Origin of the sequence: Novosphingobium marinum (assembly GCF_013408095.1) — a bacterium.
GTDB lineage: Bacteria > Pseudomonadota > Alphaproteobacteria > Sphingomonadales > Sphingomonadaceae > Novosphingobium > Novosphingobium marinum.
Map to the genome: position 1 here is coordinate 72138 of NZ_JACBZF010000005.1, position 23993 is coordinate 96130.

22 protein-coding genes are annotated in these 23993 nt (G+C 66.1%); 8 read left to right on the forward strand and 14 right to left on the reverse strand.

The annotated features are described in order from the left end of the window. Window positions 1-6 precede the first annotated feature (6 nt). Window positions 7-1395, forward strand: coding sequence for an SPOR domain-containing protein (locus tag FHS75_RS13440; RefSeq protein ID WP_229735613.1), 1389 nt, complete (start codon window positions 7-9; stop codon window positions 1393-1395). A gap of 226 nt (window positions 1396-1621) precedes the next feature. Continuing rightward, entirely contained in the window at window positions 1622-2140 is a 519-nt protein-coding gene (locus FHS75_RS13445; RefSeq protein WP_179408215.1) for a c-type cytochrome, read from the forward strand. A 68-nt stretch (window positions 2141-2208) separates the two neighbouring features. Here the strand turns inward: FHS75_RS13445 and hemA are convergent, their stop codons facing one another. Genes hemA through bchF form a run of 14 tightly spaced genes read right to left on the reverse strand, consistent with a single transcriptional unit; the run spans window position 2209 to window position 17415 of the window. Continuing rightward, window positions 2209-3429, reverse strand: a complete 1221-nt coding sequence (gene hemA, locus FHS75_RS13450) for a 5-aminolevulinate synthase (RefSeq protein ID WP_179408216.1) — start codon at window positions 3427-3429, stop codon at window positions 2209-2211. Window positions 3430-3445: 16 nt separating this feature from the next. After that, on the reverse strand, window positions 3446-4237 hold the full coding sequence (puhE, locus tag FHS75_RS13455; RefSeq protein WP_179408217.1) for a putative photosynthetic complex assembly protein PuhE: 792 nt from the start codon (window positions 4235-4237) through the stop codon (window positions 3446-3448). Next, window positions 4231-5295 (reverse strand): magnesium-protoporphyrin IX monomethyl ester (oxidative) cyclase, encoded by a 1065-nt coding sequence (acsF, locus tag FHS75_RS13460; protein WP_179408218.1) that lies wholly within the window; start codon window positions 5293-5295, stop codon window positions 4231-4233. Before acsF ends, puhE begins: the two co-directional genes overlap by 7 nt. Continuing rightward, window positions 5292-5579, reverse strand: a complete 288-nt coding sequence (locus FHS75_RS13465) for a hypothetical protein (RefSeq protein WP_179408219.1) — start codon at window positions 5577-5579, stop codon at window positions 5292-5294. The genes acsF and FHS75_RS13465 overlap by 4 nt, the downstream gene beginning before the upstream one ends. Further along, window positions 5579-6061 (reverse strand): photosynthetic complex assembly protein PuhC, encoded by a 483-nt coding sequence (gene puhC / locus FHS75_RS13470; protein ID WP_179408220.1) that lies wholly within the window; start codon window positions 6059-6061, stop codon window positions 5579-5581. The genes FHS75_RS13465 and puhC overlap by 1 nt, the downstream gene beginning before the upstream one ends. Next, the gene (puhB, locus tag FHS75_RS18115) at window positions 6058-6732 is read right to left on the reverse strand and encodes a photosynthetic complex putative assembly protein PuhB (RefSeq protein WP_179408221.1); all 675 of its coding nucleotides are present in this window, start codon (window positions 6730-6732) and stop codon (window positions 6058-6060) included. Before puhB ends, puhC begins: the two co-directional genes overlap by 4 nt. Continuing rightward, window positions 6723-7487, reverse strand: coding sequence for a photosynthetic reaction center subunit H (puhA, locus tag FHS75_RS13480; protein ID WP_179408222.1), 765 nt, complete (start codon window positions 7485-7487; stop codon window positions 6723-6725). The genes puhB and puhA overlap by 10 nt, the downstream gene beginning before the upstream one ends. Before the next feature lie 22 nt (window positions 7488-7509). Beyond that, on the reverse strand, window positions 7510-8931 hold the full coding sequence (locus tag FHS75_RS13485; protein ID WP_179408223.1) for a BCD family MFS transporter: 1422 nt from the start codon (window positions 8929-8931) through the stop codon (window positions 7510-7512). Next, entirely contained in the window at window positions 8928-9635 is a 708-nt protein-coding gene (gene bchM / locus FHS75_RS13490) for a magnesium protoporphyrin IX methyltransferase (protein WP_179408426.1), read from the reverse strand. Before bchM ends, FHS75_RS13485 begins: the two co-directional genes overlap by 4 nt. Continuing rightward, the gene (gene bchL / locus FHS75_RS13495) at window positions 9635-10531 is read right to left on the reverse strand and encodes a ferredoxin:protochlorophyllide reductase (ATP-dependent) iron-sulfur ATP-binding protein (RefSeq protein ID WP_179408224.1); all 897 of its coding nucleotides are present in this window, start codon (window positions 10529-10531) and stop codon (window positions 9635-9637) included. Before bchL ends, bchM begins: the two co-directional genes overlap by 1 nt. A gap of 10 nt (window positions 10532-10541) precedes the next feature. Further along, a complete protein-coding gene (locus tag FHS75_RS13500) occupies window positions 10542-14081 on the reverse strand; it encodes a magnesium chelatase subunit H (RefSeq protein ID WP_179408225.1) in 3540 nt (1179 codons plus the stop codon). After that, complete coding sequence (gene bchB / locus FHS75_RS13505) at window positions 14071-15615, reverse strand: ferredoxin:protochlorophyllide reductase (ATP-dependent) subunit B (protein WP_179408226.1); 1545 nt, start codon at window positions 15613-15615, stop codon at window positions 14071-14073. The genes FHS75_RS13500 and bchB overlap by 11 nt, the downstream gene beginning before the upstream one ends. A gap of 4 nt (window positions 15616-15619) precedes the next feature. Beyond that, a complete protein-coding gene (locus tag FHS75_RS13510; protein ID WP_179408227.1) occupies window positions 15620-16900 on the reverse strand; it encodes a ferredoxin:protochlorophyllide reductase (ATP-dependent) subunit N in 1281 nt (426 codons plus the stop codon). Then, complete coding sequence (bchF, locus tag FHS75_RS13515) at window positions 16897-17415, reverse strand: 2-vinyl bacteriochlorophyllide hydratase (RefSeq protein WP_179408228.1); 519 nt, start codon at window positions 17413-17415, stop codon at window positions 16897-16899. The genes FHS75_RS13510 and bchF overlap by 4 nt, the downstream gene beginning before the upstream one ends. Window positions 17416-17586: 171 nt before the next feature. Here bchF and FHS75_RS13520 point away from each other — a divergent pair, with 171 nt between their 5' ends. The 6 genes from FHS75_RS13520 (at window position 17587) to FHS75_RS13545 (ending at window position 23961) form a co-directional block, all read left to right on the forward strand. Then, window positions 17587-18558 carry a cobalamin B12-binding domain-containing protein gene (locus FHS75_RS13520; RefSeq protein WP_179408229.1) on the forward strand — a complete coding sequence of 324 codons (972 nt, stop codon included), beginning with the start codon at window positions 17587-17589 and terminating at the stop codon, window positions 18556-18558. A 14-nt stretch (window positions 18559-18572) separates the two neighbouring features. After that, window positions 18573-19994, forward strand: coding sequence for a transcriptional regulator PpsR (ppsR, locus tag FHS75_RS13525; RefSeq protein WP_179408230.1), 1422 nt, complete (start codon window positions 18573-18575; stop codon window positions 19992-19994). Between the two features lie 67 nt (window positions 19995-20061). Continuing rightward, window positions 20062-20964: a chlorophyll synthase ChlG gene (gene chlG / locus FHS75_RS13530; RefSeq protein ID WP_179408231.1), complete on the forward strand. Its 903-nt coding sequence runs from the start codon at window positions 20062-20064 to the stop codon at window positions 20962-20964. Next, the gene (locus FHS75_RS13535) at window positions 20964-22289 is read left to right on the forward strand and encodes a BCD family MFS transporter (RefSeq protein WP_179408232.1); all 1326 of its coding nucleotides are present in this window, start codon (window positions 20964-20966) and stop codon (window positions 22287-22289) included. The genes chlG and FHS75_RS13535 overlap by 1 nt, the downstream gene beginning before the upstream one ends. After that, window positions 22286-23482 carry a geranylgeranyl diphosphate reductase gene (locus FHS75_RS13540; RefSeq protein ID WP_179408233.1) on the forward strand — a complete coding sequence of 399 codons (1197 nt, stop codon included), beginning with the start codon at window positions 22286-22288 and terminating at the stop codon, window positions 23480-23482. Before FHS75_RS13535 ends, FHS75_RS13540 begins: the two co-directional genes overlap by 4 nt. Continuing rightward, the gene (locus FHS75_RS13545) at window positions 23479-23961 is read left to right on the forward strand and encodes a TspO/MBR family protein (protein ID WP_179408234.1); all 483 of its coding nucleotides are present in this window, start codon (window positions 23479-23481) and stop codon (window positions 23959-23961) included. Before FHS75_RS13540 ends, FHS75_RS13545 begins: the two co-directional genes overlap by 4 nt. The last annotated feature ends 32 nt before the right edge of the window (window positions 23962-23993 follow it).

Here is a 23993-nt window from a genome sequence, read left to right on the forward strand (position 1 = left end):
ACCGAGATGACCAGCAATCGCCTGATGGCAGGACCCGTGCGAAACGCCGTCTGTACCGCGCTTGCCGCCGCGCTCGTTGCAGGCTGCACCAGCGGACTGTCGTTGCACAGCGCGACCGGCCATGCCTCGTCCGCGCCTTTGTCGGACAGCAAGGCAGACCGTGAGGTCGCCAAAATCGAAGCGGCGGTCGCAAAGACGCCCGCCGATGCCGCCGCCCGTTCGGCCCTTGCTCAGGTATACCTGCAGGCCGGTCGCTTCGATTCGGCTGCGACGACCTTTCAGGATGCCATTGATCTCGGCGCCGCCGATCCGCGCAATGCGCTGGGCATGGCGCTTGCGGACATCGGGGCGGGCAGGAACCGCCAGGCGATCGTAATCCTCGACCAGTGGCGCGATTCGATCCCGGCTAGCGATCTCGGCCTTGCCCTTGCCCTTGCAGGTCAGACAGATCGCGGCGTTGCGGTCCTTGCCGAAGCGCTTCGCGGCGGCGACAACTCGCCCAAGCTTCGCCAGAACCTCGCCTATGCCTATGCGCTCGACGGGCGCTGGCGCGAAGCGCGGCTGATGGCCGCGCAGGACGTACCCGCCGACCAGCTAGACGCGCGGATCAGTGAATGGGCGCGTTCGGGCCGGCCCGAGGACTACAACGTCCGCGTTGCCGGCCTGCTCGGCGCGCCGGTTCGTTCCGACCCGGGGCAGCCGGTGGCGCTGGCGCTTAATGTCGCGCCTGCCGCGCCGCGAATGGCGGAGGCCGCCCCTCCCGCCTTCACCGCGCCGGGCGGTGAGCTTCCGGCAGTCGGCGACGATGCTCCGGAATACGTCTTCCCCGATTTCGCGGCCGTGCCGCCGGTCCCCGAACTGGCCGAAAAGCCGCAAGCCGTGGCCGAGGCCGGGCCTGCCTCGTTCGAAGCGGCTTTCGCGGAAACCGTTCTCGCTGCCGAGCCGGGCTTCGTGTCCCGGCCGGTGGTACAGCAGCTTCCCGAACGCTCGGTCCAGCGCGATCGCGTGGCCAATACCGCGCGCCTCACCCGCGCCGCTGCCCCTGCGAAAGTGAGCAAGGCGTCCTACGCACCGGCTCGCGGCAAGGAAGAGTGCACGCATCTCGTCCAGCTCGGCTCGTTCTCCAGCGAGGCGCGCGCGCGCAAGGCATGGGACATCTTCGCCGCGAAGAACCCTGAGCTTCGCAAGTACGAAATGACGATCACGCCCGCCATTGTGCGCGGCAAGAACTACTGGCGCGTCGCGGCAGCCGGCTTCGATCGGAAGGAAGCTGCCGGCCTCTGCTCGGACGTCAAGCGTCGCGGCGGCGGCTGCATCGCTTACGCCGCGGACCGGCCGCTGCCGGGGGCGCTGCCGTCGCGCGGCGACAACGCGCCCCGCATGGCCGCGCGCTGAAGAAGCGCGAAGTATTCTCGGTCCGGGCGGGTGGTCCCTCGCTCCGGCATGAAGCCCCCTCCCTTATCCGGAGGGGGCTTTCGTTTCCGGCAACCTTGATCGCCATCGCGAGTTGGTGCCCGGTAATACGCGTCCGGACATGTGGCCGTTTGACATGTGCCGCGCCGGGGTGGATTACTCGACGCGGAGATTCATCGCGATCTCCCAAGTAGGGAAGGGGAAACAGATGATACGCTTTGGACGGAATTTGGGTCTCGTCGCCGCTACGGCGCTCCTCGCATCCTGCGGTGGGGGAGAGACCGAACCGGCTGCAACCGATACCACGACCACCGCGGAAGCGACGCCCGAACCTGCCGCTCCGGCAAGCGCCGCGGCAGAGGCTCCCGCCGCCGACAATACCGAGACGACGGATGGCACGCAGCTGGCCAACTTCACCGGTACCGCGGAAGCCGGCGAGAAGGTGTTCATCAAGTGCCAGACCTGCCATGTCGTCGAACCGGGCGTGAACCGCATCGGCCCGTCGCTGGCCGGTATCGTCGGGCGCGAGGCCGGGACAGTTCCGGAATATCAGTATTCTCCCGCCAATGCGAACAGCGGGATCACCTGGACCAGGGAAAAGCTTTTCCAGTACCTGGAAAACCCGCAGCGTATCGTCCCGGGCACGAAGATGGCCTTCGCCGGTCTGCCGAATGCGCAGGACCGGGCCGACATCATTGCATTCCTCGAAAGTCACTCGAGCCAGTAAGCGGGTTCGAGCGGACCTGAAAAAGGGGCGGTTCCGGTGTCGGAGCCGCCCCTTTTTCTTGCCTTTGGTCAGGCCGCGATCGCGCGCCTCGCCAGTTCACATTGCGACCAGATGTCGCTGAGCGCGTCGATCAGCCGGTCGATGTCGCCGTCGCTGTGCACGGGTGAGGGCGTGAGGCGTAGTCGCTCGGTCCCGCGCGGGACCGTCGGATAATTGATCGGCTGGACGTAGATGCCGTGGTTGTCCATCAGCCAGTCGCTGATCCGCTTGCACTTGTGCGCATCGCCCACCATCACCGGGATGATGTGGCTGGGATTGGGCAAGTGCGGAATGCCGAGCATGTCCAGCCTGCGGCGGACGGTCGCCACCCGGTCCTTCTGGCGGTCGCGTTCCACATTGCTGGCTTTCAGGTGACGGATCGATGCAGCGGCGCCAGCGGCGAGAGCGGGCGGCAGGGCGGTGGTGAAAATGAAGCCGCTGGCAAAGCTGCGCACGAAATCGCAAAGCTTTTCCGACGCAGCGATGTAGCCGCCCATCACACCGAAGGCCTTGCCGAGCGTGCCTTCGATCACCGTGATGCGGTCCATCAGCCCCTCGCGCTCGGCCACGCCGCCGCCACGCGGCCCGTAGAGGCCGACGGCGTGCACCTCGTCGATGTAACTCATCGCCCCGTGAGCTTCGCAGACATCGAGGATCTCGGCGATCGGGGCGATGTCGCCGTCCATCGAGTAGACGCTTTCGAAGGCGACGAGCTTGGGAACTTCGGGGCCGAACTGTGAAAGGTGCCGGTCGAGGCCCTCGGGCGAATTATGCTCCCAGATCTTGTAAGGCGCGCGCGAATGGCGAATGCCCTCGATCATCGACGCGTGGTTGAGCGCGTCGGAGAAGACCACGCAGCCCGGAATTCGGTTGGCGAGCGTCCCGAGGCCCGCCCAGTTCGAGACATAGCCCGAAGTGAACAGCAGCGCCGCTTCCTTGTGGTGGAGATCGGCGAGTTCGCGTTCGAGGAGCACATGGTGGTGGTTCGTGCCCGAGATGTTGCGCGTACCGCCCGCGCCGGCGCCGCACTCGTCGAGAACCTTGTGCATCGCATCGATCACGACCGGGTGCTGGCCCATGCCGAGATAGTCGTTGGAGCACCAGACGGTCACGTCCTGCGTGGTGTCCCCGACATAACGGGTGGCGTGCGGAAAGGCGCCGCGATGGCGCTCGATCTCGGTGAAGATACGATAGCGCCCTTCGTCCCTGACCGCGTCGAGTTCGCTCTTGAAATAGGCTTCGAAATCCATCGTCGACACCCCTCCTTTATAGTTCCGTGACTGTCCCTGCCCTGTGGGCGGGTATCGCCCAGCGCCAGAGCGCGCCGTCCCTGAACGGCAATGCGAGAAACAAGTGTTCGAGCGTCCCGAGCGCGGCGAGTGCGAACAGCAGGCTTGCGCCCGCTGCCTCCGCGCTTCCGGAAGGCGCACTCAGTGCCGCGAAGCCGAGCCACACGGACAGCGCGAGGCAGGCCGCGATCGACGCGATCAGCAAGGGACCGAGCCTGCGCGGCCCGAAATAGCTGTGCAGGTAGTCAAGGTGCGGCGGCAGGATCTCGGTGCTCATGTTGGGCACGCCGAAGAAGATGTTTATCTTCGTACTCAGCCGCAGGACGAAAAGCAGCAGGAAGATCATCGCCCCGATCTGGTTTGGCGCGGTCCAGGTGAGCGAGATCAGGACGAGCGCGGTCAGCGCCAGCGCGATCTCGTGCCATGCCAGCGCCGACGCCGCGGCGAAGAAGCGCCCCCTCGTCGAGGCGGAGCGGTCGCATCCCTCGCGCCTCGGGCCGGCCACGGCGCCCGTCAGGAAGCCGACCTCGTGCCACGCCCAGATAAGGATGGCTCCGGCAAAGGAAGCATAGACGCCCGTCAGCGTGGCCGAACCCATAGAGGCGAAGACGGCAACGAGCCCGGCAACGCCCCCGATCCCCGCAAGCATGAGGCTGTGCGGGAACGTGCCACGCTCGCGGTTGTCGATCCAGGCAATCAGCCCGGTCGCGAGAAACCACGTCGCAATCGTCGCCACGACCGGCAGGATATGGCCGCTCCAGCTTACCACGCGGGCTGCAGCCTGATCGTTTCGGGCAGAACGTTGGGCCTGGCCCGCTGGAAGTAGAGGCGCGCGAAGTTGAGGGCGGCGCCGCCCATGCCGGTCATCCGGAGCCAGGCGCCCGCGACGCCGCCCCGGGCCTTGCCCTCGTCGATCTTGCGGCTGGCGTTCAGGAGCTTGTGCATGTTCCTGCGAAAGCGCGGATCGTGGATGTCGAGTTCGACCGGGAAGACCTGACGGGTGATCTGGTTGCAGATTGAGAAGACCTTGTAGTCGTATTCGGTAGGATCGACGCCGAGCGCGGCGTGGAAAGCGGGCCGGCCGTGATCGCGCACGTACATCGTTGCGTAGACCGAAAGCAGGAAGAACCGCACCCACAGCTTGTTTAGGCCGGTCAGCAGCCGGGGATCGGAGCGCATGAGCATGGCGAAGGCCTCGCCATGCCGGAACTCGTCGTTGCACCACTCCTCGAACCAGTTGAAGATCGGGTGGAACCGGTGCTCGGGATGCTTCGCCAGGTGGCGGAAGATCGTGATGTAACGCGAATATCCGATCTTCTCCGACAGATAGACCGCGTAGAATATGAATTTCGGTTTGAAGAACGTGTACTTCTTCGTGCGCGTCAGGAAGCCCAGGTCGATGCCGATGCCCGCGTCCTTCAGCGTTTCGTTGATGAAGCCCGCATGGCGGCTTTCGTCGCGTGCGAGGAGCTTGAACAGCAGCTTGACGTCGGGATTCTTCGAGCGCCTGGCGATCTCGGCGTAAAGCACGCAGCCCGAGAATTCCGCGGTGAGCGAGCTGACGAGGAAGTCGATGAACTCGGGTCGCAGTTCGGGATCGAGGCGTTCGATCACCCCGTCGAAGCTTTCGTCGCGCTTGAAGTGGCGCTTGTTCGGATCGCTCTTCATCTCGTCCATCAGCGCGTCCCATTCGGCGCGAACAGGCGATACGTCGACGGCGTCGAGTGCGTCGAAATCGGTCGTGTAGAAGCGCGGGCTGAGGACGGTGTTCTCGCGCGCCATCGCCATCGTGTCAGGCGCGGCTTCGATTTTCGTCTGGGCGTTCATCGCAGGCTCCCGGGATTGAAACTCACTTCGTAAAGTTCGGAAAGGTCGAAGTAGGCGGCCAGCCTCGTCCATCCGCGGCGCAGCGGGCCTGCGCGCGTGACCGTGGCGGTTCGCTGGAATTCGATGGTTTCGCCGAAGCGGACCTGGACAGGCTCGCCATGCACGCGCACGCGGTCGCCAGGTCCGATCTCGATATCGCCCGCAAGCTCCACGTGCGCATGAAAGTGCGCCTCGCTCTGTTCGATCGCGATCCGGCAAGGTGTGTCGAAGGACCGGCGGGCCATCACGCGTCTCCCGCCGACAGGAAGCGAAGGAACGTCGCGCGGTTATCGGGGCCGAAGCTGCCCAGTTCGATCACGCGTCCGGTTGCGCTGTCGGTCAGCGACACGGCGCCGTTTTGCCAGAGAGTCAGCGCAAAAGGCGGCTCTGCGCCGATTTCTCGCATGCGGCGGTCGCGGGCGAGGCCGCGCATGACGCCGCGGACGAACCCGCCGCCATCGTTGTCGCCGACCAGCGTGGCCACCGCCTCGCCGCTTTTCGCATCGCTGACGAGCACCGATCCGTCGGGCTGGTCTGTGAAATTGAGAAGGCGCGTTTCGACGGGCGCGACGGCGGCCTTTGCCCTTTCGACTGCAGGCACCGCTTCACGGTCCGCGATGCCCAGGCTCACGGCGGCGGTGAGGAGGAGCGAGATCGCCACGACCGCGCCAGCCATCGCCAGCGCGGGACGTGAGACGATGTTTTCGTGATCGTGCGAATGGCTCATGCGACTGCCGTTTCCCTCGGCGCGGCGGCCGAAGCCTGGCGAGCGGGCCGGGCGGCAGGACCGTTTGCCACCCCGCTGCCGTCAGAGTGCTCGCCGACGTGAGCCGGCTGGCTGGCCATCGCGGCTGCACAGGCATGGGCAAGGATGTCGGCTACCTCCGCTGCCTCCGGAACGGCGCGGAGCATGGGTTGTGGTGCACCGATGCGGAAGGGCCTCGCGTGGGGCCACAGGACGGCATAGCCGATGCGGTGCCTGCCGGTCAGGCGCAACGCGATGTCGCCGACATCGCGACCTTGCGGACGCAGGTCGGCAGCTCCGATCAGCTTGAGCGGAAGGTTGATGCAGGTCGGAAGCGCAACTCCGATACGCAGCACGATGCGCCGGTTGGTGATCGTGTAGACCGTGGTCCTAGCGACTAGCGCCGCGAAACCCTGGATCAGGGCAATCGCGCAAAGCCCCGCAACAGCGGTCGCCAGCGCGCTCAGCGGGCTGCCGAAGACGAGCGCGAATACGACGAGGACCGCGAAATAACCGGCAATCCAGCGCGTGAACAGGGCGCTGTGGGCAAAGCACCTGCGTTCGGGCGAGCCCTGCCACAGGATCCTTTCCCCGGCCGGAAGGTCGCCGGGGAGGCCGCGAACCGGCTCGTGGTCGTGCTCCGTTACAGCCACGGTTCCTGCCTCCCGGAATTGGCATAGAGATAGCCGCCCCCGAAAAAGGCCGCGACCCGCTCTTCCTCGTACCGGGTGATCTGTCCCGCAGTTTCGGGGTAGGGCGCCCGTGCGAAATCGGCGGCGTTGACCGCATCGATCACGACTTCCCGGTCCCTGACCACCGCCATCATCATCGGTGCAAGGACGCGGCCCGTGCCGGTATCGATCTCGAGGTAGCGGACAAGGTGCTCGGCGCGATCGACCCAGAGATCGGCGACCGTTCCGGCGACGGCGCGGTCGGCACCGATCACCGGCTTGCCGCGCGGATCGTCCTTGCGGTGCGCCACGGCGATGCTGTCCTCCATCGACAGCGGAACGATGCGCGGTGCGCCGTGAGCGTCGAGATCCGGCCAGGGCGCTCGCAGCGCGAACGCGGCGGGGCCGATGCCGTCGGTCAGCGGATCGCCCGTCGGGCTGTAGGGAGCGCCCGCGAAATTCTCGCGCCGTCTTGCCGCGATGTCGACCGGCTCGCGGCCCTTGGTCGGAGCCGTCACCGAGCCCTTGTCGAAGGGCAGATCGAATGTCTTGGTTTCTGCCGTCAGCAGCGGACCTCCCGGTGATTCGAGCCTGCCGCTGAATTCGTCTTCCAGCGGATAACCCTCTCGCCGGTCCTCTCGCCTTAGGTAGAAAACCAGCGCGATGAAGAACAGCACGAACGCGTAGAACGCCAGTGCCGCGACATCGATCGAGCCGACTACGTATGCATCTCTCATTGCTCTATCCTTCCCCGCTCGTTCATGTGGGAAACTCGGTAAGCCCGAAGCGACCGGTGCTGCCATTCGCGATGCGATTGCGCCCCACCAGCGGGCCGATCACCGCCAGGGTCGCCAGCAGCAACGCGATCTCGATCAGGTAGACGGTGCCGTATCCGGTCGCGCGGTCGGCCAGGGTCGCTCCGAAACCGTCGTGGACCGCATGGCGCGAGGCGAGGTCGCGGATGATCCCGCCCAGCGCGATGCCAAGGCCGGCGCATGTCGCCTGCACCGCGCCCCACGCGCCCAGCGCGAGGCCCGCGGAGCCGTCCTCGCCGAGGTTCATCGCCTCGACCAGCGTGCCGACCGAGAACATGCCGACGCCAACGCCGATGAGGACCGCGCCCAGGACAAGGAGCGCCGCTTCGGAAAACGGGACGGCAAGGATCACGAACAGGAACGCGACCGTCCCCAGTAGCAGTCCGAAGCCCGCAACTCTCAGCGCGTCGAGCCCTCGATCGAGCCAGCGCGACGATAGCGCGAAGCCGACGAGCGCGCCCAGCGCCCAGGCTCCCGTCAGCCCGGTCGTCGCGCCGACCGACATGCCGAGTATCTCGCCGCCGAAGGGTTCGAGCAGCGCGTCCTGCATGGCGAAGGCCGCTGCGCCCATCCCGACCGCCACCAGCAGCCGAACGGTCGACCGGGCACTGGAGAACGTGCGCCAGACTTCGGCGAAGGGCGGGCGGGGCGTATCGGCGGCGGCGACCTGCGCGCTGCGCGCTTCCTGCTTCCACAGCGCGATCATGTTGAGGACCATGGTCAGGACCGCCGCCCCCTGGATCACCTGGACGAGGCGGGTCGGCGTGAATTCGGCGAGCAGCATCCCGATGGCGAACGATGCCGCCATCATCCCGGCAAGCAGCATCACGTAGAGCAATGCGACAGCGCGCGGGCGCTTTTCGGCGGGTGCAAGGTCGGTCGCCAGAGCAAGCCCTGCGGTCTGGGTGGTATGGAGGCCGGCTCCGGCGAGGAGGAATGCGAGGCAGCCGGCCACCACCCCGATGGTGAAGTCGCCGGGACGGCCCACCAGCAGCAGCGCGAAGGGCATGATGGCAAGACCGCCGAACTGCAGCAGGCTGCCGAACCAGATGTAGGGGACGCGCCGCCAGCCGAGCAGCGAGCGGTGCGTATCCGACTTGTGGCCAATGAGCGCGCGGAACGGCGCCGCGAGCAGCGGGATCGCGAGCATGAGTGCGACCAGCCATGCGGGCACGTTCAGCTCGACGATCATCACCCGGTTGAGCGTACCGTTGAGCAGCACGGTCGCCATGCCTACGCTGATCTGGAACAGCGACAGGCGAAGCAGCCGCGAAAGCGGCAGGTCGGGGCTCGCCGCATCGGCAAACGGCAGCCAGGCGCTGGCAACGCCGGTCCATCTGGAGGCAAGGCGAGCGCCTCGGATCATCCGCGACGTACCAGTTCAATGGCGTGCGACGTATAGAAGCCGCTGACAACGCGTTCGCTGCGCGCGATCTCCCAACCGGGAAGCGTTTCGAGCCGCCGCCGCAGGGCGTCCTCGGCAACCGGCACCAGCGCGGGTGAGCGATTGCCCCGCGGAAAGAATTGCCCGATGCCGTGCATGACGCCGAGCAGCGTAGTGTGCGGTGCGAAGGTGAACGCGATCGAGCGTTCGCAACGGTCGGCCAGTGCGGCGATCGTCGCCACCATCTCGTCAAGCGGGTAATGGATCAGCGAGTCCATCGCAACGATGTGATCGAACCTGCCGAGCGCGGGATCGAGCATGTCGCCCACGTGCCAGTCGATCCGGCCATGCCCGAGGAACGACGGGGTCCGCTCGCGCGCAATGGCGACGAGGCCCGCCGCGATGTCGACCGCAGTCACTTCGGCACCGCGGCAGGCGGCCTGTCCACTGAGCGCGCCGGTTCCGCACCCGGCATCGAGCAGGCTTGTGCGCCTGAGGTCCTGCGGCAACCAGTCGAGGAGCATCGTGCGCATGCGGTCGCGGCCGGCGCGAACCGTGGCGCGGATTCCGCCGACCTTGGCGTCGGAGGTCAGGTCGATCCATGCCTTGCGCGCCGTGCCGTCGAAGTAGGCGGCGAGGCGATCGCGGTGGTGATCGTAAGTGCTGCGTGGAGCCTGGCTGGCCATCATTCGAACCCCAGGAAATCGAAGATGTCTCGGTCCTTCATCGGCTGCGCCGCGAGCGGATCGACACCGTCCCACAGAAGCTGCGCAAGCCGGACATACTCCGCGCGCGCCGCGAGGACTTCGGGGCTGTCCTCCATCTCGAACAGCGTGCATTTCTTCAGGCGGCTGCGGCGGATGGCATCGAGATCGCGGAAATGGGCAAGGCGCTTCATCCCGATGGCGTCGCTGAAGCGGTCGATCTCGTCGGTCTGCGCCGAGCGGTTGGCGATCACGCCGGCGAGCCGCACGTCGTAATTGCGCGATTTCGCGCCGATCGCCGCGACGATACGGTTCATCGCGAAGATGCTGTCGAAATCGTTGGCCGCCACCACCAGCGCGCGCTCCGCATGCTGGAGCGGGGCCGCGAAGCCGCCGCACACGACATCGCCGAGGACGTCGAAGATGACGACGTCGGTGTCTTCCAGGAGGTGATGCTGTTTCAGGAGCTTCACCGTCTGGCCGACGACGTATCCGCCGCAGCCGGTTCCCGCCGGCGGGCCGCCGGCTTCCACGCACATCACGCCGTTGTAGCCTTCGAACATGTAGTCTTCGGGCCGCAGTTCCTCGGTGTGGAACTCGACGGTCTCGAGCACGTCGATCACCGTCGGCATCAGCTTCTTGGTAAGCGTGAACGTCGAGTCGTGCTTGGGATCGCAGCCGATCTGCAGGACCCTGTGGCCCAGCTTGGAAAAGGCGGCGGAGAGGTTCGACGACGTCGTCGACTTGCCGATTCCGCCCTTGCCGTAGACGGCGAAGACCTTGGCGCCCTTGATCGCGTCGCGCGGGTCGAGCTGGACCTGCACCGAACCTTCGCCATCGGGCGGGCTGTATGTCGTGTCGGCATCGAGCAGTGTCATGGGTCTCTCCTCATTCGGCCGCGACCACGCCTTCGAGGCGGTCTTCGAGGTCGTCGTTGGCCAGCCGCAGCGCGGCGAGTGTTTCTTCGTCGGGTTCCCACAGGCGGCGCTCGCAGGCTTCGAGCAGCCTGCCCGCGACGCGTGCCGAACTCTTGGGATTGAGCGACGAAAGCCGCTGGCGCATTTCGGCATCGAGCACGAAGGTGCGGCTGATCCGCTCGTAGACCCAGGGCGAGACCTGGCCCGTCGTCGCGGACCAGCCCATCGTGTTGGTGACGTGGCCCTCGATGTTACGCACGCCTTCGTAGCCGTGCTTGAGCATGCCTTCGTACCACTTGGGATTGAGCGTGCGCGTGCGGGTTTCGAGGTCGATCTGTTCGGCAAGGGTACGCACGCGCGCCTTCCCCTGCGTCGCGTCGAGGATGTAGACCGGCGCTGCCTCTCCGCGTGCGCGGGCAACCGAACGGCTGACACCGCCGAGCCCGTCAACGTACTGGTCGAGGTCGGTGATGCCGACTTCGACGCTTTCGAGGTTCTGGTAGGTGAATTCGACGTCCCTGAGCGCGCTTTGCAGCAAGGCGCGGTGCTGGACGGGCGTGCCCTTCACACCGTAGGCGAAGCCCTTGTGAGTCTCGAACGCGTTGGCGAGTTCGTCGGGATCGGCCCAGACGCCACCCTCGATCATCTGGTTCACGTTCGCGCCGTAAGCGCCCTCGGCATTCGAGAAGACGCGCAAGGCGGCGGTTTCCAGATCGCAATCGTGAAGCTGCTGGTGGGCAAGGCTGTGCTTGCGCACGAAGTTCGCGTCGCACGGCTCGTCGGCCTTCGCGGCAAGGAGCGCGGCCTCGGCGATCATGCGCGTCTGGAGCGGCAGGAGGTCGCGAAAGATGCCCGAAAGCGTCACCACCACGTCGATGCGAGGCCTCCCGAGTTCCTCGAGCGGGATGAGTTCGGCTCCGGCAAGGCGGCCGTACCCGTCGAAACGCGGGCGTGCGCCGATCAGCGTCATCGCCTGCGCGATCTGGACACCTTCGCTTTTCAGGTTGTCGGTGCCCCAGAGCACCATCGCGAGGCTTTCGGGGAACGCCGCGCCGCCGGCGACGTGGCGTGCGATGAGTCCCTCGGCCTGTTCGCGACCCTGCTGGCAGGCAAAGCGGCTCGGGAGGCGGAACGGATCGAAACCGTGGATGTTGCGGCCCGTCGGCAGCACGTCCGGGTTGGCGATGATGTCGCCGCCGGGCGCCGGAGGTACATAACCGCCGTCGAGCGCGCGGACGACCGCGCCGATCTCGTCGCAACCTGCAAGCGCTTCGCCAAATGCCTCGCAATCCGCGTCGGGATCGGCCTCTGCCAGCGCGGCAAGCCAGTCGCGCCTGGCCTCCTCTGCAGGTGGCCGGCCGAGCACGTGCAGGCCTTGCGGGATCAGCGTGCGCTCCAGTTCGTAGAGGCGGCCCGCCAGCGCATCGATGTCGCCTCCATCGATGTCGAGCGATTCGCATTGCTCGCGGATCAGGGCCGCGAGCGAGGATCGCTCCTCGCCATCCTCGGCGGTCCGCCAGCGCTCGACGCTCGCCTTGAGGTCGACGAAGCCCTGGTAGAGTCCCGCCTGCGCGAGCGGCGGGGTCAGGTAGCTGACGAGCGTGGCCGCCGAGCGGCGCTTGGCCAGCAGGCCCTCCGACGGGTTGTTCGCGGCGTAGAGATAGTAGTTCGGCAAGTCCCCGAGCAGCCGTTCGGGCCAGCATTCGCCCGACAGTCCGGCCTGCTTGCCCGGCATGAACTCGAGCGCGCCGTGCGTGCCGAAGTGAAGCACTGCGTTCGCGCCAAAGTCCTCGCGGATCCAGCGATAGAAGGCCGAGAAGGCATGCGTCGGAGCGAAATCGCCCTCGAACATCAGCCGCATCGGGTCACCCTCGTACCCGAACGCCGGCTGGATGCCGACGAAGACATTGCCGAATCTCGCTCCGAGGACATGGATGGCGCTGCCGTCGGATTGCTGGCGACCTGGAGCCGGGCCCCACTGCGCCTCGATCTGTGAAAGATGCGGTTCGCGCCGCACGTGTTCGTCAGCCGGGATGCGCGCGGCGACGTTGGCATCCGCGCCGAACCGGACGGCGTTTCCTTCCAGGATGGCCGCGCGCAGGTCCTCGACCGTTTCGGGCACCTCCACGTCGTATCCCTCGGAGGAGAGGCGGCGGAGCGTTGCGTGGAGCGATTCGTAGACTGCAAGGTGTGCGGCGGTGCCGGTCGCACCTGCATTCGGCGGGAAATTGAACAGGACGATTGCCAGCTTGCGCGCCGCGCGGTCCGACTTGCGAAGCTCTACCAGCTTGCGAACCTTGGCAGCGAGTGCGCCGGCACGTTCCGGATCGGTGCACATCGCTCGGCGCGGGCCCCCGTCCTCGCCGTCGCGACCACCGATGACGCTAGGACAGATGGCACCGTCGAGCTCGGGCAGGGCGACCATCATCGTGGTCTCGAGCGGCAGAAGTCCCTGCCGGCGGTCGCGCCATTCCTCGAGCGACTGGAACTCGATCGCATGCGCGGCGATGTACGGCACGTCGAGCGCCGTCAGCGTTTCGACCGCAGCATCGGAATCGTTGTAGGCCGGCCCGCCGACCAGCGAGAAACCGGTCAGGTTCACGATGGCGTCGACTTGCAGCTTGCCGTTCTTGACGAAGAACCTGTCGATGGCGGGCCGCGCGTCGAGACCGCTGGCGAAAGCAGGGATCACGCGCATGCCGGCCGCCTCGAACGCGGCGATCATGCCGTCGTAGTGCCCCGCATCGCGGCCAAGAAGGTAGGACCGCAGCATGAGGATGCCCACCGTGCCGCTGGTGCCGCGCCCGCGGGGCAGGAGCCGCGCGCTTTCCGAAATGCGCTGGTCGGTGCGGGGATGGTATACCCCGACCTCGGGATATTCGGCGGGCGGGTTCGCGGGCGTCATCCCCTGCCGGGTAAGCCGCTCGCCCGCAGCGTAGCGGTCGATCAGCGAACGGACCATCGCGACGACGTTCTCGTCCGATCCGGCGAGCCAGTATTGCAGGGTCAGGAAATAGGCGCGCACATCCTGTGCGGTGCCGGGGATGAAACGCAGGATCTTGGGCAGGCGGCGGAGCATGCGCATCTGCCCGGCGCCCGAACTCGCACCCGCCTTCTTCGATCCGCGCAGCTTCTTGAGGAGCGCAAGCGGACCGCGCGCGGGCGCGTCCATGCGGTAGTTGCCGAGCCGGGTGAGCTTGACGATCTCGCCCGCCGACATGATGCCGAGCATGGCATCGCATTGCTCGCGGCGAGCTTCCAGCGCCGGCAGGATCGCGCGCACGTGGTCGTCGAGGAACAGCATCGTGGCGATCACGATGTCCGCTTCCCCGATCGCCGCCCTGGTGCGGTGGAGCGCCGTCGCATCGCGGTCCCAGTCTGCGGCGGCATGCAGCGAGAGACTGATGTTGTCGCGCTCGAGCACCTCGTCGGCGCGCTCGACCGCACCCTTCAGGTGGTTGTCCAGCGTCACGATGGCGACGCGGACGCGGGGCGCGCGACTACCGGGCATAGTGCGCCTTGGCATCGTAGAGCGTGGCGAGGTCGATCCGGGCGCAGCCGTTCTCCGCCGCGAATGCCTCGGTGTTGCGGCGCGCCTTGCCGCGTACGAAGAACGGGATCTTCTTCAGCTCCTGCTCGGCATCGGCGGTCCAGAGCGTGTCGGAGTGCGGTTCGGCAGGGGCGCTCTCGGCAACGACATCGCCGAGCGAGGGTGCCGATCCGTGGAGGTGCGAGGCGCCGGCGTTATCCGAGAACTCGAAATCCTCGCGGAACATCGTGAGCAGGTGCTCCTCGAGTCCCATCACAAGCGGATGCACCCAGATATCGAAAACCACGTTCGCGCCCTCGAAGCCCATCTGCGGGCTGTGCCGTGCCGGGAAATCCTGCACGTGGACGGGCGAAGAGATCACCGCGCACGGGATGCCCTGCCGCTTGGCTATATGGCGCTCCATCTGCGTGCCCAGCACGAGTTCGGGCGCGGCGTCGGCAATCGCTGCCTCTACTTCGAGGTGGTCGTCGGTGATCAGGGCCTCGACACCGCACGCCTTGGCTTCTGCGCGGACCTCGCGGGCGAATTCGCGGTTGTAGCAGCCGAGTCCGCAGACGACGAAACCCAGTTCCTCGCGGGCGATCCTTGCCGCCGCGACCGCGTGGGTGGCGTCTCCGAAGATGAAGACTCGCTTGCCGGTGAGATACGTCGAATCGACCGATCGGCTCCACCAGGGCATGCGCGATTCGCCATCCTCGAGGGCGGCGGAGGCATCGACTCCGGCAAGGGTTGCGACCTCCTCGATGAATGCCCGCGTCGCACCGACTCCGATGGGGACTGTCCGAACCGCCGGCTGGCCGAAGGTGCGTTCGAGCCAGCGCGCGGCCTCGTCCGCGATTTCGGGGTAGAGCACGACGTTGAAATCGGCCCGGCCCATCGACCTTATGTCGTCCGGGCTTGCGCCGAGCGGGGCGACGCAGTTCACGTCGATCCCCAGCCTGTCGAGCATGGCGCGCACCTCGCGCAGGTCGTCGCGATGGCGGAAACCGAGGGCTGCGGGGCCGAGGAGGTTGGCGCGCGCGCGGCGTCCCTCGCGCGGCCCGGCAGAGACACTGCGGTCTGCCAGCGTCCGCACGATCTGGTAGAACGTCTCGGACGCGCCCCAGTTTTCCTTGCGCTGGTAGCTAGGCAATTCGAGCGGGATGACCGGGCAGGAAAGCCCCATCGCCTCGGCAAGGCCCGCCGGATCGTCCTGGATCAGCTCCGCCGTGCAGGACGATCCGACGAGCAGGGCTCCCGGCCGGAAACGTTCGATCGCGTCGCGGGCCGAATCCTGGAACAGGCTCGCGGTATCCTTGCCCAGATCGCGCGCCTGGAAAGTGGTGTAGGTGACAGGCGGGCGCTTGCCCCGCCGCTCGATCATCGTGAACAGCAGGTCGGCGTACGTATCGCCCTGCGGTGCGTGAAGGACGTAGTGGACACCCTCCATTGCCGTTGCGATGCGCATCGCGCCGACATGGGGTGGTCCTTCGTATGTCCAGACGGCCAGCTGCATCGCCCTATACCCTCAACACGTCGCGCCGCCGCAGCGGCCGGGCGAAGAGCTCTGCGAGGTCGCCCGCCTGCTCGAAGCCGTGGATGGGGGAGAAGACGAGTTCGATCGCCCACTTGGTCGACAGTCCCTCTGCCTCCAGCGGATTGGCGAGGCCGAGGCCGCAGACTGTGAGATCGGGCTTGTCCGCGCGCACCCGGTCGAGCTGGCGGTCGACGTGCTGGCCCTCGCTGATCCTCGTGCCCTCGGGAAGGAGCGCCAGCTCGCGCGCGCAATGCTCGCGATGGAGGTAGGGCGTGCCGACCTCAACCGGCACCATGCCGAGCTCGGTCGAAAGGAATCGCGCAAGCGGAATTTCAAGCTGCGAGTCGGGCAGGAACGAGATGCGCTTGCCTTCAAGCCTCTCGCGCACATGCGCGATCGCGCGCTTGGCCCTTTCGCGGCCGGGAGCGCAGACCCGGTTGCAGTGCATCTCGTCGATGCCGAATGCCGCTGCCGCCGCATGCAGCCAGTCTGCGGTACCCTCGGCGCCGAAGGGGAAGAGGGCATCGATGCGCCTCGCGCCCCGATCCTTCAGGGCGCGCGCCGTTTCGGTAAGGAAGGGCTGGGCCAGCAGGAACCTGGTCTGCGGGCCGACGGCAGGAAGGTTCCTGGCGTTGCGGGCAGGCAGCATGCCGACCCTCGAGATTCCCAGTTCGGCGAAAAGACGAAGGAACTGATCCTCGACGATGTCGGGCAACGTCCCGACGACGAGCAGCTCCTGCTCGCCGCCGGGATCGCCCACAGGCATTTCGGGGACGAGCGCCGCAAGGCAGGCGTCCTCTCCTTCGGTGAAGGTCGTCTCGATGCCGCTGCCGGAATAGTTGAGTATCCGGACCGCAGGCGAATGTCGCTCGCCAAGCCGCTGCGCGGCGTTGGCAAGATCCAGCTTGATGACTTCGGACGGGCACGATCCGACGAGGAAGAGGGTGCGGATTTCCGGACGCCTCTCGAGAACGCGGGCGACGACCCTGTCGAGCTCCTCGTGGCAATCGGCCATTCCGGCCAGGTCGCGCTCCTCGATGATCGCGGTGGCGAACCGGGGTTCGGCGAAGATCATCACGCCGGCTGCCGACTGCAGGAGGTGGGCGCACGTGCGCGACCCGACAACGAGGAAAAATGCGTCCTGCATCTTGCGATGCAGCCACACGATGCCCGTCAGGCCGCAGAAAACCTCACGCTGCCCGCGCTCGCGCAGCACCGGCGCGCAATCGGCGCCGGGCGTGGCGAGGGGCAGCACCGCGCTCATCCCGCGGCCACCGGCGGCCCCGCCTGCAGGCGGGCCATGCGAAGCTTGAGCAGGAACTGCCCGGCATTGACGACGTATGCGGCGTATCCGGCAAGCGCTACGAGCAGGCGATCCTCGACGGTGCCGATCGCGCCGAAAAGCATGACGAGGTAGGCCGTGTGCAGCGCGATGACGAGCATCGAGAACACGTCCTCCCAGAAGAACGGGCGTGCGAAGAGCCAGCGACCGAATACTTCCTTCTCCCAGATCGATCCGGTGACCATGATCGCGTAAAGCGCGAACGTCTTGGCAACGACCGAGAGATCGGCGGCGAGAGCGCCTTCGCCGGTCGCGAAGAACCGCAGGACAAGGCCGAGGCTGACAAGGAAGACCAGGAACTGGGCAGGCGCGAGGACGGCCTGAACAACGGTCCATGGCGAAGCGTCGCGGCGCCGGCGCTCTTCGCTGGTGTAAAGCGCCGTGCCGGGCGTACCGGTCCGGTCGCTGTAATATTCCTGGGCACCATCCCCGTTCATCCGAGCGCATCCTCCGCTGGCTACCCGCCAGACTACGCCCCTCTCGGGCGAAGTGTCAATCTATCCTGACGTTCAAAAAAATTGACACCTTTGGATTTGTCAGATCTCCCCAATCAGCGTACGCTTGTTCGATGGGGTGGAGTCGAAACCATTAAATAACTTCCGCCACGTTTGACGCGATCCGCGCCGCTACCAGACTGGGAGAGTCTGCAAATGGCCACGCTGTTTAATTCCCGCCAGAAAGCAAGGACGGGTCGGAATATTAATCCTCACTGGTCTTGCGGACAGCACGCCGGCGGGCCGTTGGTTCGTGAAAACGATGAGCCCGACGAAAGGTCGCTCGGCACCCTGATAGAGGCTGAGATCATTCCGCGACTGCTACTGGCGCACGGAGCCGGAAGCGGTGCCGGACGGGCATGCGCTCCGATCGTCGAACCGGACGATGGCGACGAGGCCGGGCATTCGTTCTGCGAGGAGCGGATCGAACGCTTCGCAACGCTCGCCGTGGAGATCGAAGCCGACCACCTTCTCGACGAGGTCGAAATGCTTCTCGAAGGCGGGGTCGGGATCGATTCGATTTTCGTCGACCTGCTCGCTCCCGCCGCACGCAAACTGGGAGAATTCTGGGAGGCTGACGCGTGCGACTTCGTGGATGTCACGATGGGGTTGTGGCGTCTGCAGGAGGTCATGCGCGAACTGGCGATGCGCGCGCCTCCGGTTTCGCAGGCGCTCCTGCAATCGCCGACCGCTCTCTTCGCGCCCCTGCCTGGCGAACAGCACGGGTTCGGCGCTCTCATGCTTCAGGAGGTATTTTCCAGAAATGGCTGGAACAGCGACGTTTTACTGGAGCCGAGAAAAGGCGACCTGCTCGGCGCCGTCGCGGAAACCGGCTACGATCTGCTAGGATTGACCATCAGTTGCGATTGCCCTAGCGACGCCCTTTCCGATTTGATTGCCGCAATACGCGGCGTTTCCAGGAACCCGTCGTTGCAAATCTTCGTTGGTGGCAACATGATCAACGCCCGTCCCTGCATCGCGAACGAAATAGGGGCTGACGGTACCGCACCGGACGCTCGATCGGCGGTTGTTCTGGCCGAAGCAAAAATCCTGGGGTCGAGGCCCTTCGGCCAAGTCACTTTCTGATCTCGAGGCGGCGAATGCTTTCGCGCAAGCACAGTATCGAAGGCAAGGAGCCGTTCGGCGAAGCCGCCGAGCTATTCGATGCTATCGGCGCGGATGCCGCCACCAAGCTCGCGATGGTGGCCGGCGACTTGTCGCTCATCCTCGACGAGACGGGCAAGATTGTCGACGGCACGGCGAATCTCTCCGATTTTCCCGAATTGCAGGACTGGATCGGGCGCGACTGGCTGGACACGGTTACCGTTGAAAGCCGCCCCAAGGTGATGGAAATGCTTGCTGGCGCCCGCAAGGGTCGCACGCAGCACTGGCGCCAGATAAACCATATCGGATCCGATGGGGAAGTGCCGGTCCGCTACACCCTCGTGACTTTCGGCGATGGGCAGCGCTTCATCGCTTTCGGTCGTGACATGCGCGAAATGGCCGAACTCCAGCAGCGTCTTCTGCAGGCCCAGCAATCGCTCGAGCGCGACTATCTGCGCCTGCGCCAACTTGAGACGCGGTACCGGCTGCTGTTCGAACTCTCCGCCGAGCCGGTGCTGATCGTCGATGCGGAAAACTACCGGATTCGCGAAGCCAACCCGAGTGTTCACGCGCTGCTCGGCGCCAAACCGGGATCGCTTACCGGCGACCGCCTGACAGGCCTGTTCTCGCGTTCGTCGCGCGAGCCGATCATCGCCTTCCTCGGTTCGGTCATGGCATCGAATTCGGTCTCTCCGATCGAGGTCGGACGGGCCGGTTCGGAAGGCAACCTGACGCTTACCGCAGCCGGATTCCGCCAGCACGGAAAGCAATTCCTGATAGTTCGCCTTTCGTCCGGCACCGCGCCTTCGCCGCCGGTGGCCGGAAGTACCCTGCGCGTGCTCGAAGCCATGCCCGACGCTTTCGTCCTCGCCGACTCCGAACTGAAGATCGTTACGGCGAACCTCGCGTTCGTGGAGCTCGTCGAGGCTGCCAGTGTCGACCAGATTTCGGGCCGGCAACTCGGCGACTTCATCGGCAGGCCGGGAATCGATATCGATCTCATCACCGGACAACTCGCCAAGCACGGCTTTGCGCAGAACGTGGGCACTGTAATCGGCGCGCGCGAAGGTTTCGACGGTGAGCCGGTCGAGCTCTCGGCAGTCAGGGCGGGCGATGACGATGCCTATTTCGGGTTCGTCATCAGGCCCGTGGGCCGCCGGCTGCGTGACCTTCCACCCAACCAGCAGGAATTGCCGCTCTCGGTCGAACAACTTACCGAACTCGTCGGGCGCATGTCGCTCAAGGACATTGTCCGTGAAAGTACTGACCTGATCGAGCGCCTCTGCATCGAGGCGGCACTCACCTATACTTCGAACAACCGTGCATCGGCGGCCGAGATTCTGGGTCTGAGCCGCCAGAGCCTCTATTCGAAATTGCACCGCTACGGGCTTGCCAACACCGTTTCCGAACCGGACTGAGCCCTGTCTGAAAGGAAGAGTGTCAAAACAAATTGACGCTCGCGACTGACAGGCATAGCGTCACCCTATGGCGCGTTCGGTTGTATCCCCTCACCAGGCATCGCCTCCGGCGCCGCGCGACGTCGTCGAACTCCTGAAGCCGATCACCTGGTTCCCGCCTATGTGGGCGTTCATGTGCGGCGCTGTCTCTTCGGGACAGCCGCTGCTGGCGGGCTGGACCCTTGTCATCGCCGGGATCGTGCTCGCCGGCCCCATGGTTTGCGGGACGAGCCAGGCGGTCAACGACTGGTTCGACCGGCATGTCGATGCCATCAACGAACCCGACCGCCCGATCCCCTCCGGCCGGATCGCAGGGCGCTGGGGATTGCGGATCGCGCAGGCCGGCACGCTGCTGTCGCTTTGCTTCTCGGCCCTGATGGGAGGGTGGGTCTTTGCCGCGACGGTGCTCGCGCTGGCGGCTGCCTGGGCCTACAGCGCTCCGCCCTTCCGCTTCAAGTCGAGCGGCTGGACAGGACCCGCAGTGGTCGCCCTGACCTATGAGGGCCTGAGCTGGTTCACCGGAGCCAGCGTGATGCTGGGCGGCCTGCCCGGAACCGATATCCTCCTGATCCTCGCGCTGTACAGCCTTGGCGCACACGGGATCATGACCCTGAACGACTTCAAGGCGGTCGAAGGAGACCGCGCGACCGGCCTGCGTTCGTTGCCGGTAACACTTGGCGTGGCCCGCGCCGCGAGCGTCGCCTGCGTCGGGATGGCACTGGCCCAGGTCGCGGTCATCGTGCTGTTGTGGCTTTGGGGCCTTGCGGTGTCCGCGATCGCGGTCGCGCTCCTTCTCGCGGCGCAGGCGGCCCTGATGCCGCAATTGCTGCGCGATCCTGCCCGCAATGCCCCCTGGTACAGCGCTACCGGCGTCACGCTTTACGTGCTCGGAATGCTGGCCGCTGCACTTGGCCTCGGGGGGTATTTGTGATGGCCGGAGGATTTGGCTGGCTGGCGATAGTCAGGCTCGGCCTCGTGCAGGCCTCGATCGGCGCGATCGTGATGCTGACGACTTCGGTTTTCAACCGGGTCATGGTGGTCGAGTACGCGGCAGCTGCGGCGATCCCTGCGGGACTGATCGCATGGCATTACGCCGTACAGCTTTCGCGCCCGCTCTGGGGCCACGGGTCCGATCGCGGGAGGCGGCGCACCCCCTGGGTGCTGACGGGCATGGCCTTGCTCGGGTTGGGAACCCTGCTGGCGGTCGATGCGACGGTCATGATTGCCGGAAGTCCCGTACTGGCTATCGGCCTTGCAATACTGGCCTTCGCGATGATCGGTGCGGGCGTGGGTGCGGCGGGCACCACGGTGCTTGCCATGCTGGCTTCGGGCGTGGCGCCGGCGCGGCGAGCGGCGGCGGCAGCGGTTACCTGGATCATGATGATCGCTGGTATCGTGGTGGCTGCCGGCATTGCCGGGCAATTGCTCGATCCCTTTTCTGAAAGGCGGCTTGCGCTGGTTGCAGCGGGCGTGATCGTTTGCGCGCTTGCGGTTTCGTCGCTGGCGATATTCCGGCTCGAACGCGGCATGACCGCGGACCTTGCCCAAGAGAGCCGTCCGTCGACCGGCTTTGTCGAGGCGATCCGCGAGATCCTGGGCGAGCGCGAAGCGGCGCGGTTCACCGTTTTCGTCTTCGTATCGATGCTCGCCTACAGCATGCAGGACCTGATCCTCGAACCGTTTGCCGGGCTTGTCTTCGCCAAGACGCCCGGCGAATCGACGAGCCTATCGGGCATCCAGCATGCCGGGGTCCTGATCGGCATGATCGCCAGCGGCATCGGCGGGAGCGCGTTCTTCGGTCGGCGGCTGGACGAGTTGCGTGTCTGGATCGTGACGGGTTGCCTCGGGTCGGCGCTTTCGCTGGCAGGGCTGGCGATGGCCGCGATGGTCGGGCTTGGCTGGCCTCTCGTCCCGAACGTGTTCGCGCTGGGCCTGTGCAACGGCATATTCGCGGTCGCGGCGATCGGTTCGATGATGAGCCTCGCCGGGAAAGGCGACCGATCGGGAGAAGGCGTCAGGATGGGCGTCTGGGGCGCGGCGCAGGCCGTCGCCTTCGGGTTGGGCGGCCTGCTGGGCGCTCTTGGCGTCGATGCGCTGCGCGCCACGATCGGCCACGATGGCCGTGCTTTCCAGGCCGTGTTCTCGTTCGAGGCGGGCCTGTTCGTCGTCGCGGCCATCCTTGCACGGATCGCCACCTCACAAGCTGGACCGTCGACCGTGGACTCAGCTTCGACAGGAAGGCTGGTGAAGATATGACGCAAAATGAATACGATGTCGTCGTCGTTGGGGGCGGTCCGGCGGGAGCGACCGCGGCATGCGATCTCGCGCGATCCGGCCGGTCTGTCCTGCTGCTCGACCGAGCCGGCAGGATCAAGCCGTGCGGCGGCGCCGTGCCCCCGCGCCTGCTCGAGGAGTTCGAGGTTCCGCAGTCGCTGCTCGTTGCCAAGGCCCGTTCGGCCCGGATGATTGCTCCGTCCGATCGCAAGGTCGACATGCCGGTGGGCGAGATCGGCTACGTTGGCATGGTCGATCGCGACGAATTCGACGAGTGGCTGCGCGAACGGGCGGCGCGGGCAGGGGCCAGCCGCCAGGTCGGCACTTACGACCATGTCGAGCGTGACGGTGACGGGCGTGCCGTCGTCTGCTTTCGCGCCGCGCGCGGTGGCGAATTGCAACGGGTTCGCACGCGGCTGGTGATCGGTGCGGACGGCGCACGTTCGACCGTCGCGCGCGAACACATCCCCAATGCCGAACGCGTCCCGTGCGTCTTCGCGTACCATGAGGTTATCCGTTCGCCCGCGACGACGCCGCAGGGCTTCGACGGGTCAAGATGTGACGTGTTCTACCAGGGCAAGCTGTCGCCCGACTTCTATGGCTGGGTCTTCCCGCACGGCGAAACGTCGAGCGTCGGCGTGGGAAGTGCGAACAAGGGTTTTTCCCTGCGCGGCGCGGTGCTGCGGATGCGGGACGACCTCGGCCTGTCCCGATGCGAAACCGTGCGGCGAGAGGGGGCCCCGATACCGCTCAAACCGTTGCGGCGCTGGGACAACGGACGTGACGTGATCGTCACTGGCGATGCTGCCGGCATCGTGGCCCCTGCTTCCGGAGAGGGCATCTACTACGCCATGACCGGCGGGCGGATCGCGGCGCGTGCTGCGGATGCCTTCCTTGCAAGCGGCAATCCCGCCGCGCTGAAGCAGGCGCGGCGCGAATTCATGCGGGCACATGGCAAGGTCTTCTGGATCCTGCGGATGATGCAGCATTTCTGGTATTCCAGCGACAAGCGGCGCGAACGCTTCGTCGAGATGTGCGCCGATCCCGACGTCCAGCACCTCACCTGGCAGGCTTACATGAACAAGCGCCTCGTGAGGGCAAAGCCGATTGCCCACCTCCGGATCTTCTTCAAGGACTGCGCGCACCTCTTGGGCCTCCGTTCGGTTTCGCAATGAGCCGCAGCTGGATCCTGCCCGTCATCGTCGCCGCCATTGCCGCGATCGTGATCGCCGTTCTCGGCGGGACGATCACCCAGCTCGGCCCGTGGTACGAGGGCCTGAGCAAGCCGGAATGGACGCCGCCCAGGCCCGCGTTTCCGCTGGTATGGACGATCATCTTCATGCTTGCGGCATTCGCGGGCGTCACCGCATGGCGCGCGGCACCGAACACGCGAGTGGCCGACACGGTCGTGGGCCTCTTCGCGCTGAACGGCTTTCTCAATATCCTGTGGAGCTTCCTGTTCTTCCGGTTGCAGCGGCCCGACTGGGCGTTCGCGGAACTCGTTTTCCTGTGGGTCTCGATCGCCGTGCTCGTCGCGTACTGCGGGCGCTATTCGCGGTTTGCGGGACTGCTGCTGGTGCCCTACCTGGCATGGGTGTCGGTCGCCGGAGCGCTCAACTGGCAGGTGGTGCAACTCAACGGGCCATTCGGCTGAGGTTCCGGGTGGAGGCACTGTTTCGAAGCGGG